General features: G+C 64.4%; 15 protein-coding genes and 1 pseudogene. 9 read left to right on the top strand and 7 right to left on the bottom strand.

Going from position 1 to position 15,944, the window contains the following annotated elements:
• The first annotated feature begins 150 nt into the window (after positions 1-150).
• Together ACFE99_RS05205 and ACFE99_RS05200 are read left to right on the top strand one after the other, a co-directional pair.
• A complete protein-coding gene (locus ACFE99_RS05205; protein ID WP_375483061.1) occupies positions 151-1,596 on the top strand; it encodes a class I adenylate-forming enzyme family protein in 1,446 nt (481 codons plus the stop codon).
• Between the two features lie 5 nt (positions 1,597-1,601).
• Positions 1,602-2,831, top strand: a complete 1,230-nt coding sequence (locus ACFE99_RS05200; protein ID WP_375483068.1) for a CaiB/BaiF CoA transferase family protein — start codon at positions 1,602-1,604, stop codon at positions 2,829-2,831.
• Between the two features lie 178 nt (positions 2,832-3,009).
• Here the strand turns inward: ACFE99_RS05200 and ACFE99_RS05195 are convergent, their stop codons facing one another.
• The 5 genes and pseudogenes from ACFE99_RS05195 to ACFE99_RS05175 all read right to left on the bottom strand — a co-directional run bounded on the left by ACFE99_RS05195 (position 3,010) and on the right by ACFE99_RS05175 (position 7,546).
• The gene (locus tag ACFE99_RS05195) at positions 3,010-3,375 is read right to left on the bottom strand and encodes a DUF732 domain-containing protein (protein WP_375483059.1); all 366 of its coding nucleotides are present in this window, start codon (positions 3,373-3,375) and stop codon (positions 3,010-3,012) included.
• Between the two features lie 380 nt (positions 3,376-3,755).
• Positions 3,756-4,552, bottom strand: a pseudogene (locus tag ACFE99_RS05190) (enoyl-CoA hydratase/isomerase family protein).
• Positions 4,552-5,691, bottom strand: a complete 1,140-nt coding sequence (locus tag ACFE99_RS05185) for an amidohydrolase family protein (protein ID WP_375483057.1) — start codon at positions 5,689-5,691, stop codon at positions 4,552-4,554. The pseudogene ACFE99_RS05190 and the gene ACFE99_RS05185 overlap by 1 nt, the downstream one beginning before the upstream one ends.
• Positions 5,692-5,908: 217 nt before the next feature.
• Positions 5,909-6,673: a FadR/GntR family transcriptional regulator gene (locus tag ACFE99_RS05180; RefSeq protein WP_375483055.1), complete on the bottom strand. Its 765-nt coding sequence runs from the start codon at positions 6,671-6,673 to the stop codon at positions 5,909-5,911.
• A gap of 102 nt (positions 6,674-6,775) precedes the next feature.
• Positions 6,776-7,546 carry a FadR/GntR family transcriptional regulator gene (locus ACFE99_RS05175; RefSeq protein ID WP_375483053.1) on the bottom strand — a complete coding sequence of 257 codons (771 nt, stop codon included), beginning with the start codon at positions 7,544-7,546 and terminating at the stop codon, positions 6,776-6,778.
• 152 nt (positions 7,547-7,698) lie between these two features.
• On the opposite strand from ACFE99_RS05175, the gene ACFE99_RS05170 reads away from it, so the two are divergent.
• From ACFE99_RS05170 to ACFE99_RS05150, 5 genes are read left to right on the top strand one after another with little or no spacing between them, the layout of a single operon-like run.
• Entirely contained in the window at positions 7,699-8,703 is a 1,005-nt protein-coding gene (locus ACFE99_RS05170; protein ID WP_375483066.1) for a TIGR03617 family F420-dependent LLM class oxidoreductase, read from the top strand.
• Complete coding sequence (locus ACFE99_RS05165; protein WP_375483051.1) at positions 8,700-9,209, top strand: MaoC family dehydratase; 510 nt, start codon at positions 8,700-8,702, stop codon at positions 9,207-9,209. Before ACFE99_RS05170 ends, ACFE99_RS05165 begins: the two co-directional genes overlap by 4 nt.
• Entirely contained in the window at positions 9,210-10,349 is a 1,140-nt protein-coding gene (locus ACFE99_RS05160; RefSeq protein ID WP_375483049.1) for a CaiB/BaiF CoA transferase family protein, read from the top strand.
• Entirely contained in the window at positions 10,346-11,179 is an 834-nt protein-coding gene (locus ACFE99_RS05155) for an enoyl-CoA hydratase-related protein (RefSeq protein ID WP_375483047.1), read from the top strand. The genes ACFE99_RS05160 and ACFE99_RS05155 overlap by 4 nt, the downstream gene beginning before the upstream one ends.
• A gap of 21 nt (positions 11,180-11,200) precedes the next feature.
• Positions 11,201-11,950 carry an SDR family NAD(P)-dependent oxidoreductase gene (locus tag ACFE99_RS05150; protein WP_375483063.1) on the top strand — a complete coding sequence of 250 codons (750 nt, stop codon included), beginning with the start codon at positions 11,201-11,203 and terminating at the stop codon, positions 11,948-11,950.
• A 57-nt stretch (positions 11,951-12,007) separates the two neighbouring features.
• Here ACFE99_RS05150 and ACFE99_RS05145 read toward each other — a convergent pair whose 3' ends face one another.
• Complete coding sequence (locus tag ACFE99_RS05145; RefSeq protein WP_375483045.1) at positions 12,008-13,126, bottom strand: ABC transporter substrate-binding protein; 1,119 nt, start codon at positions 13,124-13,126, stop codon at positions 12,008-12,010.
• A gap of 155 nt (positions 13,127-13,281) precedes the next feature.
• Positions 13,282-14,520, bottom strand: a complete 1,239-nt coding sequence (locus ACFE99_RS05140) for a cytochrome P450 (protein WP_375483043.1) — start codon at positions 14,518-14,520, stop codon at positions 13,282-13,284.
• Positions 14,521-14,633: 113 nt separating this feature from the next.
• Here ACFE99_RS05140 and ACFE99_RS05135 point away from each other — a divergent pair, with 113 nt between their 5' ends.
• Complete coding sequence (locus ACFE99_RS05135; protein ID WP_375483041.1) at positions 14,634-14,834, top strand: hypothetical protein; 201 nt, start codon at positions 14,634-14,636, stop codon at positions 14,832-14,834.
• Between the two features lie 121 nt (positions 14,835-14,955).
• A complete protein-coding gene (locus ACFE99_RS05130; protein ID WP_375483039.1) occupies positions 14,956-15,912 on the top strand; it encodes a spirocyclase AveC family protein in 957 nt (318 codons plus the stop codon).
• The last annotated feature ends 32 nt before the right edge of the window (positions 15,913-15,944 follow it).

Here is a 15,944-nt window from a genome sequence, read left to right as displayed (position 1 = left end):
GATGCTCGCCGCACGCCACCCAGTCAAACCCCTGATCCTCAGCCCATCGCGTCATCGAGGGCACTTGGCGCTGGTCGCGCGGTAACACCAGCCCAGCGCGCACCCTGCCTCCCTTTTCCTCAGTCAAACCGATTAATTATCCTACTAATTGTGCAAGGTCACCCCACATGGTCGCAGCGGGTGCTCGAGGCGCTGCTTGGCGACCCGCAAGCCCCGGCGATCATCTCCTCGCCCGATGGTCGCACATGGACGGCCGCCACGTTGCTGGCCATGGCGGCCGGTGCGAACGATCTGCTCGACGCCCACCAGGCAGCTCCCGGCCGGTATGTGGCGGCGTTGCTGAGCACCCGGCCGGCTTCGGTGGCAATGCTGCTGGCCGGCGCATGGTCGCGACGCCCGCTGGCACCACTGGGCCCGCGCATGACCGAACGGGAACTGTTGAGCTGCCTAAAGCGCCTCGACGGTGGGCTGCTGTTGACCGAACCGCAGTGGGCCGACAAGGCCGGCGCGCTCGCGGCCAAGACGGGCCGACGGGTGGCGATCCTGGAGGATCTCGCACCGGGCGCTGGTCCACCCGGCCTGCGCGGGGAGGCGGGTGTCGCCTTCATGATGCACACCTCGGGCACAACCGGCGCGCCCAAACAAGTACCGGTAAGCGAAGCGGCGCTCGCGCGGCGCGCCGAAGTCAACGGCGCGTTGCTCCGACTCACGCCGGGCGCGCGACTTGCCATCGCCGGTCTCTTCCATCACGTCGCCGGCCTCGGCAACATCGCCGTGGCGCTTGCCAACCAGGCCGCGATCGTGATGTACCCGTCGTTCAGCGTTTCCGCCTGGCGGGATCTGGCGGCCGTTGCACCGACACACACCGTCACCGTGCCCTCGGTGATCGAAACACTGCTGGACGCAGACGCGTTGAGGCTGCCCAGCCTGCAGCTGCTCTGCTATGGGGGGTCGCCAATGCATCCGGACACCATGCGGCGCGTCCACCGCGCGATGCCTGAGGTTGCGCTCGTGGAGCTGTTCGGCCAGACCGAGGGCAGCCCGCTCACGGTGCTGAACCCCCAAGACCACCTTGCGGCGCTGAATGGTCAAGAACAGCTGCTCAAATCGGTCGGACGCCCGGCGCCGGGCGTGGAACTGCGCATTCATGATCCGGGCCCAGACGGTGTCGGTGAAGTGTGGGCGCGGTGCAGCCATTCGTTTCTCACCGACGCCGACGGCTGGCAGCACACCGGCGACCTGGGCCGGCTGGTCGACGGCTACCTCTATCTTGTTGGGCGGCAAGGCGACAAGATCATTCGCGGCGGTGAGAATGTGTTCCCGGTCGAGGTGGAACAGATCCTGGAAAGCCATCCCGGGGTGCTCGAGGCCGCCGTGGTCGGGGTGCCCGATCAACGGCTCGGCGAAACCATCCGCGCCTGCATCGTGGCCGCCGACCCCGCATCACCCCCGAGTATCGACGAACTGCGCGCCTATTGCCGGGAACGGCTGGCCGGATTCAAGGTGCCCGCGCAATGGACGTTTTGGGACTCGTTGCCGCGCAACGCCGCCGGCAAGGTTCTGCGCCATAAACTCGCCTCGTCCGACAAGAAGTAGGCGTGATGGACTCCTCGTTACGCGGCATCCGGGTGCTGGACCTGAGTCGAATCCTGGCTGCGCCGTTGGCTTCTCAGATGCTCGGTGACTTCGGCGCCGACGTCGTGAAGGTCGAACGGCCCGGAGTCGGCGATGACGCACGCAGTTATGGGCCGCCATTTTTGCGCTGCGCCGACGGACGCGACAGCGGCGAGGCGGGTTTTTACCTCAGCTGCAACCGCAACAAGCGTTCGATCACCGTCGACCACTCCACACCGGAGGGCGCCGACATCCTGCGCCGGCTCGCGTCCACATCCGATGTTTTCATCGAAAACTTCCGGCCCGGCGTTCTGGCCAAATACGGACTGGACTACCAGTCATTGCGGGCACTGAACCCGCGGTTGATCTACTGCTCGGTGACAGGCTTCGGCCAAGACGGTCCGTTGGCGTCACGGCCCGGGTACGACGGCATCTTCCAGGCCATGTCGGGGATGATGAGCGTCTCAGGTATACCCGACGGCGAGCCGGGTGCCGGGCCGATGAAGGTCGGCGTCTCAATGGTGGACATCCTGACCAGCCTGTACACGACCAGCGCGATCCTGGCAGCGCTGCACCATCGCGAAAGCTACAGCGGGGAAGGCCAGTACATCGACGTGTCGCTGCTGGAATGCGGTGTCGCGGCGCTATCGCACTACGCGCAGAACTATCTCATCTCAGGTGTGTGCCAGCCGCGGCGCGGAAACGGCGGGTTCGGCGGGATCCCGTCGCAAGCGTTCGCGTGCGCCGACGGCGCACAGATTTTCGTGGTGGCCTCCACCGCGCGCCAGTGGACATCGCTGGTCAAGGTGCTTGGCCGGCCCGAACTTGGCGACCACCCTGACTTCGCTACAGTGTCGGCCAGAATCGAAAACCGTGAGCGGGTGCTGGACATCCTTGACGGCATCTTCGCCACCAATACCGCCGACTACTGGGTCAGCGAGCTCGAATCAGCTGATGTGCCAGTCAGTTACGTCAACGACATGCATGCGGTGTTCGCCAACGCACAGATCATGCACCGCGAGATGAGAGTGACGGCGGACCACCCTCTGTCCGGCACCGTGGATTTGGTGCGCAACCCGCTCCGCTTCTCGGCGACACCGATCGAGCAGTATGCGGCTCCCCCACTGCTGGGACAACACACGGCCGAAGTGCTCGGCGAGCGGCTGGGCCTCACCCGCCAGCAGTTAGCCCAGCTCGCGGCACGCGGAGTTCTCTAGCTAACGATCTGCCCATGCAACACCTGGCCGGCTTGGACTCAGCGTCGCTTGGCCCTGGCCCGGCGCCCGTGCTCGAACGTGTTAAGGCCTGCGGCTGCCCGAAACCGTCGATGCCTGCCCGACACGGCCTGTCAGGCAGCCGATGGTTGATGGCGACGGTCTGACGGGTCTCGGCTCATCACTTGCCGGCTACGTCGCCTTGCAGCCCGCTAACCGGACTTTCGGTCCCCGGGGGCGGTAGGTAGCCAGCCGCGGAATTTCGCAGCTGCCAGATCTGCTCCGGGCAGTATTGACTCACCGCGTAGGAAACCAGGTAATTGGCTGCATACTCGTCGTTGGGGGTCACGTCGTTTTTCACGTCCCCCATTACCTGCGCGAAACTCTGCCCCGCGCTGACCTTGTCGCAGATCCCGTGGCCATAGCCGATGGCGTCGCCGTTAGGAAAGTTGTACTGCCGCCGCACCGTCACGTTGTACAGGTAGTCCACGTCGGGCGACGGAACGGCATGCGCCTGCGGGATTACCGCCAGCGCGGCTGCACTCATCGCAGCACCGACGAGGGCAACGGCAGCGCGTGACGCGCCGCGGTAGCTGATGCGAGTGCGGTTGGGGCATAGAGTCATGCTTTCCCCTTAACGTGAAGTGACAGGCTCGGCTCAGTTTAGTCCCCGCCAATGTAGCGACCAGCCCTTCTCGTGGAAATCTCGTGTTGAGCGTTCAGCTCCGCCATATCGATTCCGCGCGAAAACTAATGGCGTTGCACCGCCGACCATCCCAGCGGAATAGATCCATCGACGTCCGGGTGGCACTCGCGCAGCGGTGGTGCGTCAGATCAGTGTGCGGCCGCGTCGGCGTCCACCGCTCGACGAGCGTTCTTCATCACGATGGGAATAGTGAGCTTTGCTGCAGCAACAAGCGTGATGTCTTAGCCGATTCGGCAGCCCAACCCTTTTGCAGCGTCAGGGACGCCTGCTGGCGTGTGATCGAAGAATGCCGCGAGGGCAGCCGCATTAGCTTCAGCGCCCATCAACCGTTCGAAGCACGCATTCTCCCGCGCGCTGGCCGCCACGATTGCAGGTTGCATCGGTGCGGTCATTGTGCGTTTGACTGCGACGAGGCTCTGGATCGGCCGAGACGCCAACACATCGGCATATCGGCGCGTCTCGACCATCAGCTGCGCGGGTTCGCAGACCTTCCACACCAGACCCATGCGCAAAGCTTCGCCCGCGTCGACCCATGCCGAGGACATCAGCAGCCACGCGGCGTTTTGTCGTCCCACCAACTGCGGCAACAGGTATGACGATCCGGCCTCCGGTGAGACGCCAAGACTGGTGAACGGATACCTCAGGCGCGCGGTCGATGACATGAACACAAGATCGGCGTAGCCGAGGATCGTTGCACCAAACCCCAGCCCGACTCCGTTGACGGCGCAAATCAGCGGCTTAGAAAAGCCGCTCAACGATTCGACGAGACCCATGAAGCTATGCCGGCCCGTCCTGAAGTGTGGGTCTGTGATGCGGGCTTGCATTTCTTTCAAATCCTGTCCAGCACTGAATGCGCGCCCATTTCCGGTGAGCACACGACCGCCACTTCCGGATCGTCGGCCGCCGCTAGCAACGCCTCGGTAGTGGCGTCGTAGAGTGCTTCGTTGAACGCGTTGAGTACCTCGGGGCGGTTGAGCGTCAGGACCCGCACACGGTTGTCATCGGCGATCGCCAGCATCACCGTACTGCGGCGGAAAGGCTTTCGCGCTTGTCGTCACTCATCGGCGGAACTGTGAACAGCTCTTCGAATGTTCCCCGCAGCACCCGCTCGGCGATGCGGGGGTCGACGTTATCGAACAGCTGATGCAGCGTCTCCTGGGTATGGCCATAGGTGCCTTCCAAGTGCGGGTAGTCATCGCCCCACATCACGTTGTAGTACTGGGTGTCCTCGATGATCTGCACCGCACTGACGTCGTGCTGGAAGGATGCGTAAACCTGTTGGCGCATAATCTCACTGGGCAGCCGACTCAACCGGGGTCGCACGAACATGCCGTGCTGGCGGTAGGCCTCGTCCAACCGGTCACCGAGAGCGGGCACCCAGCCAGCGCCGCCTTCGGCGATCAGCAGCTTCAAGCCGGGGTGACGGTCCAGGGCGCCACCGGCCACGAGGTGAGACACCACCCGCATGCCGGGATAGGTGGTCTCCATGTAGTTGACGATGGCGCCGCCCGGCCCGCGGTACACGACGTTTTGGCCCCCCGTGCCGATGTGGTAGGCCAGCACCATGTTCGCCGCCTCGGCCGCCGCCCACAACGGCTCCCACATCTCCAATCCCCATGCCTTCTCGTCCGGCACGCCGGTGGGCAAAAATATCGCCTGAAAACCGTGCTGCGCGGCCCATTCCACCTCCGCGACCGCGTCGCCCACGTCAGCAAGCGGCACGATCGCGGGAGTGAAAATCCGGTCCTGGTTCGCCATGAAATCGTCGGCGGCCCATTCATTCCATGCCCGCGCCACCGCCCGGGCCAGTTCGGGATCGGTGATGTATACCGTCCAGAACCCCGACGAGGGAAACGCCAGCTGGCACCAGACACCTTCCTGGTCCAAGTCTTGAAGCCGTATGCTCAAATCCTTGAACCCCGGCGGGCGCATCGCGTCCATGAAGTCGTTGAGCTGACGATCGATCTGCTGGCCGTCGACGTAGGCGATCTCGTATTTTTCCCCGCGTTCGGTCCTGGGCGCCCGGTCCGCCAGCCGCTTGGGCAACCGGGTGGTCCACAGGTCCTCCGGCTCCATGACATGGGAGTCACCGGAGTGCGCCCAGATTTTGCGTTGCGCGGTGTCTGTGGTTTTGGTGACCGGATCTGCCAGTGCCATTCGCGTCTTCTCCTCGTACGTCTTCAGCCCGTCGACCCTACCTTACACTGTAATGTTGACGGGTGTCCACCGGTCGCTGCGCCCGGCAAACACGGTCCCGACGCCGGGGTTGCGCCGTGCGTTGACCAGCCGACTGCCTACCAGGCCGCCCGAGAGAGGGCGAGCGGTAAATGGCTTAGCGAGCAGCGGCGATCAACGCGCGCAGCGCATCGTTCGACTAGCCAAAGCTTGGCGCGGCCAGCACATCGACAATGCTCTGTTTGGAATCGCCGACCATGTACTTTTCCACCCCGTCGAGGTGGCGACGCCAGTGATGCTGCGCGGCTTCAAGCTCCCCCGCGGCGAGCAGCCTGACGAGCTTCGCGTGAGCGCGCTGAGCTGTCCGGTTCGCCGGCACCTCGTACCCTTCGGGATGGGCGTCGATGAACGCCCGATTGTGCGCACCGATGATGTGGAACAGCATGTCGGCCAACACTTTCAGTGTGGTGCTGTCGGCCAGCTCGATCACGCCCCGGTGAAATGTTACGTCGTGTTCGGCGTAGGCCGGCGGATCATCGACCAGTCGCCCTCCTTCGGCGAGCAACCGCTCCATGTGCTTGACGTTGCTCGCAAGGCGCCGGCCGGCCGCCATCCCGATTGCCGATTCCTCAAGAGTCGCGCGCGCACGGTAGACGTCAAGCAGTGGGGTCCCCAGCGACTGCAGCAGCACACCCGTGTAGCGTGCCGCCACCGCTGGATCCGGCTTCAATACCCGTGCACCGCCGCGAGCACCGCGCAGCACTCGGATCAGCTGCTCTGATTCCAGGATGCGGAAGGCTTCCCGCAACGTCGGCCGAGACACTCCGAATTGCGCCATGAGCGCGGCCTCGCTGGGTAGCGGCTCGCCCACCTCGAGCTCGCCGGTCACGATTTTGCGCCGAAGCTCCGCCGCGACGAGCTCGCCCGCCTTGGGCACCCTGACCGCAGATGCGTCTAATGGCACTGGCGGCGCGTCCCTTCAGCTCAGTATTTGCTTGCAGGCCCTATCCGGCAAGCCTAGGCGCATCGACTGGTGCTCACAGCGCTGACCCGCCCGGCGGGCCGGTCAACCCACCAGGTCAAGCACCGTCTTCACATCGGCGCGCAGCAGATAATCGCGGGCTTCTATCAGGTGTTTGCGCCACAACTCAGTGGACCCCGCCTCGTCGGCGGCTTCGATCAGCTCGACAACTCGATGGTGGGCCCTCAAGCCGCGGCGGCTCGCCTCGGCATGCGCCGCGCTGCCGGCGTCGGATTCGACATGCTTCCAGTTCGCCTTGTCGATGATGCGCTGAATCATCGCCGCCAGCACCTGCAGCGTCTGGTTGCCGGTGAGCTCGATGAGCATGGCGTGAAACCCGGTGTGGGTGCGAATCGAGGCTGCCGGTTGGTCAACCAGGGCGTCATGGTCAGCCAAAGCCCGTCGTAGCCGGGCGATGTCGTGCTCGGTGCGCTTGGCTGCCAACAACCCCACCGCGGCAGGCTCCATCACCATCCGAGCCTCATACAGATCGGCCAGAGTCGTGCCGCGGTACTCGAGGATGAATGCGGCGTATCGCGCGGCTACATCGGTGTTGGGCACCCGTACCAGCGCCCCGCCGTGGGCTCCGCGTCTGATTGTGATCAGCGATTCGGCCTCCAATATCCGAAACGCCTCGCGCAGGGTGGGCCGGGAAACCCCGAAGCGGGCCTGCAGCTCTTGTTCGGAGGGAAGCGCCTCTCCTTCGGCGAGTTGGCCTCGGATGATCTGTCGTCTGAGCCGCTCGACGATGACTTCGGCCATCTTCGGCACGTGAAGACGCTGATCGGCAATGTCCACAACAAGATCGGCACTCATGGCACCCGCAATCGACTAAAACATTAAGACGATCAAGCCTACCGGCTCAGCAGGGGCGCCACCGCCACTTGGCATATATATCTAACTGATTATACTATACGGCGGTGAAGATCTACGACAACCAGAAATGATAAAAAAAAAACAAGCAGTCGCTGAGTGGGTTCGCCGAGCGCAGCCGAGAGGCCGAAGCCGGCGGCTATGACGGCCTGTGGAGCGCGGAGTCGGCTCACGATCCGTTTCTGCCGTTGGTCGCCGCTGCACAGGCCACCTCCACATTGCAGCTGGGAACCGCGATCGCGGTGGCGTTCGCCCGCAATCCCATGTCGCTGGCCTACACCGCATACGACCTTCAAACGCTCAGTGAAGGAAGGTTTTTACTGGGTCTGGGCAGCCAGGTCCGACCGCACATCGAGCGCAGGTTCGGCATGCCCTGGAGCCGCCCGGCCGCACGGATGCGCGAATTCATCGAGGCGATGCGCGCTATCTGGGCGTCGTGGGCCAATGGTGAGCGGCTGCACTTTCGCGGCGATTTCTACAGCCACACGCTGATGACTCCTTTCTTCGCGCCACCCCCCTCACCGTTCGGGGCGCCGGCCGTCTATCTCGCCGCGGTGGGCGAGCACATGACCGAAGTTGCCGGCACAGTCTGCGACGGCCTCATGCCGCACCCGTTCACCACGGCCCGATACCTGCGGGAGCGCACACTGCCCGCGCTACAGCGTGGACTCGCCACATCGGGCCGAAGCGCGGAAACCTTCTCAATCAGCCTGTCCGGTCTGGTCATCTGCGGTCGCACCGACGAAGAGATGGCCCGCGCCATCGCCGCGGTCAAGCAACAGATCGCCTTCTATGCCAGCACCCCCTCCTACTACCCGGTACTCGAACTGCACGGGTGGGGCGACCTCGGCCACGAATTCACCGCACTGTCGCGCAGTGACAGTCCCGACCGCTGGACCCGGATGGGGGCGTTGATCGACGACGACATCGTCGCGGCGTTTGCGATCCTCGCCGAACCTGAGCGCCTCGGCCCCGCGATTGCCAAGCGCTACGGCGACATCGTCGACCGCTTCAACTTCTACGCACCCTACGAGCACGACCCCGAATTGTGGATGCCCGCAATCGACTACCTGTCTGACCGTGAAAGGACCTGCCCGTGACCGCCGCCGACCGCTACTTGCGCAGCTCAGAAGTCGAGCCCCTGGCCCGGGGCAAGACCTGGGAGGAAATGACACCGGGCAGCAGTTTTCGGACCGCGAAACGAACGGTCACCGAAGCGGACCTGATCCAGTTCATCACCTGGGGCGGCTTCAACGAAGCCTTGTTCTTCGACGCCTCGCATGCCGCCGCCGGCGGATATTCGGGCCGGCTGGTGCCCGGGGCGATGGTCTACTGCATCGCCGAAGGCCTCGTCATCCAAACCAACGTGCTCAACGGCACCGGCCTGGCGTTCATGAGCATGGAACTGTCGGTGAAAAAGCCGGTGTATGTCGGGGACACTCTGCACGCCATCGTCACCACCACGGAATCTCGCGCGTCGAGCAAGCCCGGACGAGGTGTTGTCACCGCAACAGTCAGCGTGCGTAACCAGCTTGATGAAGAAGTGTTGGTTTTCACCCCGGTCCGACTGATTCGTGGCGCCGACTACCAGGAAGTGCAGCGCTGAATGGGGCCTTTGCAAGGGATCCGGGTCGTGGAACTGGCCGGCCTGGGCCCGGCACCGTTTGGTTGCATGCTGTTAGCCGACCTGGGTGCCGAGGTGGTTCGCGTCGAGCGAGCCGGCGGTACCTCGACGATCGACGGCGCGGGCCGGGCAGACGCCGACCCCCAGAAATATGTGCCTCATCGCGGGCGGCGCTCCATCGCGGTGGATCTCAAGTCGCCGGCAGGGCGTGACACCGTGTTGGCGCTCGTCGAGCGCGCCGACGTGCTCGTCGAGGGCTTTCGGCCCGGGGCTGCCGAACGGCTCGGCGTCGGGCCCGACGATTGCCTGGCGCGCAATCCCCGCCTGGTGTATGCGCGCATGACGGGCTGGGGCCAAAGCGGTCCGCTGGCCAACACCGCCGGGCACGACATCAACTACATCGCGGTGGCCGGGGCGCTGGACAACTTTCGGCGAACCGGCGAACGCCCGCTGGCACCGCTCAACGTGGTGGGCGACATGGGTGGAGGCGGGATGCTGCTTGCGTTCGGGATCGCGGCGGCGCTGGTTCATGCCGGGCGCAGCGGCCAGGGCCAGGTGATCGACGCGGCGATGGTGGACGGGGCGGCGCTGCAGTTGGCAACGACGATCGGGATGCGCGCGCAGGGCCGCTGGCCCGGCGAACCGGGCTCGAATGTCTCCGACAGCGGGGCACCCTTCTACGAGGTGTATGAATGCGCGGACGGCCGGTTCATCGCCGTCGGCGCGCTGGAAAAACCGTTCTGGGACGAGTTCGTCAAACGCCTTGGCATAGAAGCGGATACGCTGCCCGACCGCGATGATCCAGCGCTATGGCCAGAAGGCAAACGGCGGCTGGCCGAGGTGTTCCGGACCCGCTCCCGCGACGAATGGGCCGCCGTTTTCGACGGCAGCGACGCCTGCGTGTCTCCCGTACTGAGCCTCGACGAGGCACCCCGGCACCCCCATGCGCTGGCCCGATCGGCATTCATCGAGCTGGCCGGGACCCTACAGCCAGCTCCGGCACCGCGTTTCAGCAAGACTCCCGCCGCGACACCGACACCCCCGCCGCCGCGTGGCGCGGATACTGAAGCGGTGCTACGGGATTGGGGCGTGACGGGCTTGACTGTGGAAGGAAGGACATGACAGCAACCACTGAGCAGCAACTGGTGACACGTGGCGTCACCGACGGCGTCGCGGTGTTGACCTGGAACCGGCCCGAGCGCAACAACGCCTGGACGGTGCCGATGGAAAACGAGTATTTCCGTCTGCTGCACGAGTGCGGGGACGATCCGGCGGTGCGCGTAATTGTGGTAACCGGTGCAGGCCGCAGCTTCTGCCCCGGCATGGATGCCGCCGTGCTGGCCGAGAACGCGCGCAACGGCACGACCACCGAGCCTCATCTGCGCACACCGTTCACCTTGCCGCGCTCCATTCCGAAACCGATCATCGCGGCCATCAACGGCGCCTGCGCCGGCATCGGACTCGTCGCAGCGATGAACTGCGACTTGCGATTCGCCTCATCGACAGCCAAGCTCACCACATCGTTCGCGCAGCGCGGGATTATGGCCGAGCACGGGCTGGCCTGGTCGCTGCCGCGCGTTGTCGGCGCATCGAAAGCACTGGACCTGTTGTTCTCCGCCCGGGTCGTGATGGCGCCCGAAGCACTCGAACTCGGCATCGTCGACCGGGTGTACGAACCCGACGAGCTGATGGCCAAGACGCTCGACTACGCCGCCAACCTGGCTCAGAATTCCTCGCCGCTGGCGATGGGCGTCATCAAACGGCAGGTGTATGCGGCGCAGGAAAGTTCGCATGAGGAGGCGCGCATACTGGCCCTGCGGTATTGGATGGGAGTCCTGCGCCACCATCGTGACTTCAACGAAGGCATCAGCAGTTTCCTGGAGAAGCGACCGCCGCGGTTCGCGCCGTGGGATCCGGCCACGCCGATCGAGCCGCCCCCACTGCCGAGCTGAGCAGCGGTGAGCGACATGACAATTGACGGGCGCACCGCACTGGTGACCGGCGCCGCGGGCGGGATCGGCGCAGCGATCTGTCGGCATTTGGCGCGAGCCGGCGCGAACGTGGCGGCGTGCGACATCAACGGCGAGGCAGCCGAGCGGCTGGCCGCAGAACTTGGCGAGGCGCGCAACGCAGGGATCGCCGGCTACGCGATGGACGTGACCGACAGCGCCGGTGTCGCCGATGTCGTGGCGGCCGTCGAAGCCCAGCAGGGACCGGTGGACATCTTGGTGAACAACGCCGGCATCGACAAGATCGAACCGTTCGTCGAATCGGGCGAGGACACCTGGAAAAAGGTGGTTTCGGTCAACTATTTGGGTGCGGTCATCGTCACCCGCGCGGTGCTCGACGGGATGATCGAGCGCCGCTACGGTCGCATCGTCAATATCGGTTCCGACGCCGGGCGCGTCGGATCGTCCGGGGAGGTCGTCTACTCGGGTACGAAGGGTGCGGTGATCGCGTTCGGTAAGGCGCTGGCCCGCGAAACCGCCACCAAGGGGATCACCGTCAACACGGTGTGTCCCGGCCCCACAGACACCGCGCTGCTCAATCAGATCGCCGAGCGCAGCCAATCCATGTATGACGCGTTGGCAAAAGCGGTGCCGATGAAGCGCATCGGCACCCCCGACGACGTCGCCCCCGCCGTGGTGTTTTTCGCCGGCGACGGCGCGGCCTACATCACCGGGCAGACACTGTCGGTCAGCGGCGGCCTCACCATGGCGTGAGCCACGAGGTATTGGTGTTAACGCCGCAACGGAGCCACGATGTCGACGTACCGCGGCTCAGCATCGAAACCGGCCGACCAGGCGGGTGCCCGTTGCCTCCTCGTTGATCTCACGCAGCACGATGTAGTCCACCCCATGCCAGGCGCGACGATTCCACCTGCCCAGCGATATTCGCGTGCCCGGGCCGCCGGTAGCGGCCGGTAACGCTTTCACCTTTTCCAGCCCCCGCATCACCCCCAGCGGTGTGAGCGCCTCGGCGTGGCCGATACCGTGTGCCAACGCCTGAGCGCAGTCGAAGGCAAGCGTCAGCACGCAGTTCTCCCGGCGGTAGCCGAACCGGGCGGCAAAGCGGGACAGCATCGCCTGCGCCACCGGGTTGTGCTCGTCGTACTGGTCGACACCAATCCAGCCCCGCAGCGCCCGCATTATCTCTGGCGTCAGATAACAGTTGATGAACGCGGCGCACATGAACCTCGGTGGATCCCATCCTGCAGCTGCCAGCGCGGCGTTCATCTCGATGGCGGGCAGCCCAAACCCGAAGTAAGCCAGTGCATCCGGCTTACGTGACATCACGTTGGCCACGGTGAGGGTGAGGTCACGGACGGCCTGCCCCACGCCTTCGCTGTGCACGATTTCCAGGCTTTCGCGGCGGGCCGCGTCGGCGAAAAACTCAATGTATTCATACCCGGGTGCGGCCCGTTCGTAGACGACGCCGACAGTGCGGAGGCCGCGCTCAGCGATGGCTTCGGCGATCAGGTACGGCTCCTCGGGCAATGATCCGTTGCCGAACCCGAACATGTACTCGTCGTACTGGCGGTCGGTCCCGCTCCACGTCAAAGTGGGCACCTTGCGCGGCGCGCCAGCGAGATGCTCTTTGACGGCGAGGGAGTTGTCGCTGATCATGGGGCCGATGATGCCCACGCAGCCGGTGTCGACCAGTTCTTGCCAGCCGCGCACCACATCGTAGGCGTCGCCGCGCGGCAATCCTTCTGCCTCGGTGACGATCAGCCGCGCCGGGCGGTCGATGACGCCGGCAGCCGTCGCCTCGTCGAACGCCAGCCTGATCGCGTCCAGAAACGACTGGCGGACGTCGACGATGGGAAAGTCCAAGCAGATGCCCACTTTTACCGAGGGCCCAGCCGGTATGCAAGCGTTGACGTCAGCTGCGCTTGTCATGGCCCGCTCCTTGCTGGTCGAATGGACAACCACGCGGGGTCACCACGAGATCAAGCGCGCTGTGCACGCGACTAAGTCAAGTTCTGGGTCGCCGATGATACCGCGAAGGGCCTCGCGGCCGGTTAAGCCCGTGCCCCCGTGGGCAACTCGCACAGTCATCGCGAAGATGGCGAACCCGACGTGGCCCGCGAGTACCACAGAAGCGGCAGACGCCGCGCCGTGCGGATCCCTGGCAGGAAATCCGCCCGGGCCCCTTGGGGGAACCGGAACTCCCCCAGAACCGCGAACATCTCCTCCAAAGCGATGCTGAGCTCCAGCCGTGCCAGATGTGATCCCAGGCAGCGGTGGATACCGCCGCCGAAGGCCATGTGCCGCGTGTTGTCCCGATGCGCATCCACAGTCATCGCATCGGCAAAAACGTTGTCGTCGGTGTCGGCAGCACCGATGAGCATCATCACCATGTCGCCGGCCGCGATGTGCACACCGTGCATCTCCATATCCTCTGTGGCGTAACGGAATATCATCGACACCGGAGTCTCGATGCGCAGCAGCTCCTCGATCAGCCTGCGTCTGTAATCGTCACCGGCACACGCTTGGCGCTGCAGCTCGATGTCAGAGGCGAGCCGGGCGATCAGACAGTCCAGCGATGCGGTGACGGTGTCAAGGCCGGCTGCCATCTGCAAATAGAGGATGTCGATCATCTCGTGTCGTGTCAGGGGCCGGCCGTCGAGGCGGGCCTGCACGAGACGGGTGGCTAGGTCATCGGCCGGCTCGGCGACGCGCCGGTCGAGCAGAAGATCGAAGTAGGCGTACACAGCGTCGGCGGTGTCCGACCACAGTTGAGCCAGCACCCCGGGATCGTCAGTGCCGGCGACCATCTCAGCATGAATCAGAGCGTCCTTCCACAGCAGGAATTTGTCGAGATCGTCGGGCGGGAAGCCAACAAGATTCAAAAACACCCGGCAGGGAAAGGGCACGGTGAAGGCGGCATGCAGATCCGCATGTCCGGCATCGGCCACCGCAGTGAGAAGTTCGCGTGCGATACAGCGGGTGCTGGTTTCCAATGCCTTCACGGCACGCGGAGAAAACAACGGATCCAGCAACTTGCGGTACTTGGCGTGATCTGGCGGGTCGGTGTTCAGCGGAATCAGCGGCCGCTTCTGGCCCATGAAGTTGGCCGGATGTGCATCGCCGTAGTTGGCCGCAAACAGCTCGGGCGAGCGCAGCGCGCGGTGGATGTCGTCGTAGCGGGTGAGGATGACGACCGTGCCCGACTGTGAACGGCTAAACGGAGCCGAAACCGCTGGCGCATGTTCGCGAAGTCCCGCATAGATCGGCCACGGATTATTGGCCAGCGCGGGGTCCATCATCATGCTGTTGAGATCCAAGTCCATCAACGGCGACCTCCTACGTGTGCGCCTGCGGTCACCGTAGAACGAAAGCAGGCAGATAGTCAAGTAGCTACTTGACTAAGTGCTGGGCGGGATCTACCGTGTACCCGTTGGCTATGACAACGCTGAACAGAAGGGAATCCGCCCACCGCTGTACGGCTTTGGGTAAAGCTGTTCCGATTCGCTTCGCCCAGACAGCCCAGCGCACCAATGAACTGCTCGCCGAGCGTTCCGACGACAAGGTGGCACAATGGTCGAGCCGCAAACGGCCCCTGGGATGGGCTGCTCGGCGATGGCACGGCGGCGTCCAGTTCTGATCGCGACCACCACGCGACGGCGGCGCGGGGCGCGATATCGGGTACGCGCCAACGCGACGTCAAGGACGTCGGAGCCTCTCGGCGCGATATTTGGGGTGCGCATTAGAAAGTAGGGTCTGGAATGTATTGGGCTGTAGTGGCGTTCGAGATATTGTGCTGGTCGGTGTTTGCGGCATTGCTCATCGCAGAGGCCTACAGCTCCTACCGGCGGCGAAAAATCCTGCCGGGATTGTGGATGGCGTTAGGCATCTTGTCGATGTCGTGGATCGAGGCGCCGTTCGACAACGCCATGTACGTCCAGTTCCATCCGGACTTTCACCGGCTTCCACCGTGGGGGCCGATCGGCATGACCCAGGGGTTGCTTCCCGTCATCGCGCCGCCCGGCTACACGATGTACTTTCTGCTGCCCGCGATCGTCGCCGCTGGCCTGGCGAACCTCTTGATCAGACGCTACCGCCTGGGGCGGGCAAATACCCTGCTGGCCGCCGGTCTGGTGATCGGATCTCTTTTCGATCTGGCAATCGAAAGCCTGCAGGCCCAATATCTGCATCTGTGGGTATTCTCACGTGTCGTCCCCGGCTTTCCCGTCAGTTCCGGCATCGGCCTGGTTCCCTCCTATGTTCCGCTGGCGATGGGATGCTTCATCATGGCCGTGACCTATGTTCTGGGCAACGTCAACGCTGCCGGTGACTCGGTCATCGACGTGTGGGCTCGCACCCACTTTGCGTCGCCGACAAGGCGCCGGGTGGCACAAGCGTTCGGTTACATCCTGTTCTGTAATGCTTTGTATCTCTTGACATATCTGCCCCACGCGATCACCAAATACCTGGGGATGGTGACCCACACCGGCGTCATCGAGCCGTTCCCCGGTGCTATCGGCGTCCAACCCGAATCGGGAGGGCCGCAGACGCATGGCGCGCTGGCGGCCACAATCATCTGGGGGTTGCTCTGCGGCGCAGTGGCATTGGTGGTCTGGTGGGCACACCGAACCGACCGTCTGGTGAGCGCATCGAACTTACTGCCGGACTCGCAACCGGCCGCGAACTTCGGCATCCTCCACCAGCCGGCAGCGCGTTAAATGCACCACTCCGCCAACCCGAGCAGGCCCAA

The organism is uncultured Mycobacterium sp. (assembly GCF_964249325.1).
In the GTDB taxonomy this organism is placed as follows: domain Bacteria; phylum Actinomycetota; class Actinomycetes; order Mycobacteriales; family Mycobacteriaceae; genus Mycobacterium.
This window is presented reverse-complemented; position numbering and strand designations above follow the sequence as displayed.

Excerpts from the sequence above, each read along its gene's own strand:
- ACFE99_RS05200 (WP_375483068.1), top strand. The coding sequence starts at position 1,602 with ATGGACTCCTCGTTACGCGGCATCCGGGTGCTGGACCTGAGTCGAATC.
- ACFE99_RS05195 (WP_375483059.1), bottom strand. The coding sequence starts at position 3,375 with ATGAGTGCAGCCGCGCTGGCGGTAATCCCGCAGGCGCATGCCGTTCCG.
- ACFE99_RS05185 (WP_375483057.1), bottom strand. The coding sequence starts at position 5,691 with ATGGCACTGGCAGATCCGGTCACCAAAACCACAGACACCGCGCAACGC.
- ACFE99_RS05175 (WP_375483053.1), bottom strand. The coding sequence starts at position 7,546 with ATGAGTGCCGATCTTGTTGTGGACATTGCCGATCAGCGTCTTCACGTG.
- ACFE99_RS05160 (WP_375483049.1), top strand. The coding sequence starts at position 9,210 with ATGGGGCCTTTGCAAGGGATCCGGGTCGTGGAACTGGCCGGCCTGGGC.
- ACFE99_RS05155 (WP_375483047.1), top strand. The coding sequence starts at position 10,346 with ATGACAGCAACCACTGAGCAGCAACTGGTGACACGTGGCGTCACCGAC.
- ACFE99_RS05145 (WP_375483045.1), bottom strand. The coding sequence starts at position 13,126 with ATGACAAGCGCAGCTGACGTCAACGCTTGCATACCGGCTGGGCCCTCG.
- ACFE99_RS05140 (WP_375483043.1), bottom strand. The coding sequence starts at position 14,520 with ATGGACTTGGATCTCAACAGCATGATGATGGACCCCGCGCTGGCCAAT.
- ACFE99_RS05135 (WP_375483041.1), top strand. The coding sequence starts at position 14,634 with ATGACAACGCTGAACAGAAGGGAATCCGCCCACCGCTGTACGGCTTTG.
- ACFE99_RS05130 (WP_375483039.1), top strand. The coding sequence starts at position 14,956 with ATGTATTGGGCTGTAGTGGCGTTCGAGATATTGTGCTGGTCGGTGTTT.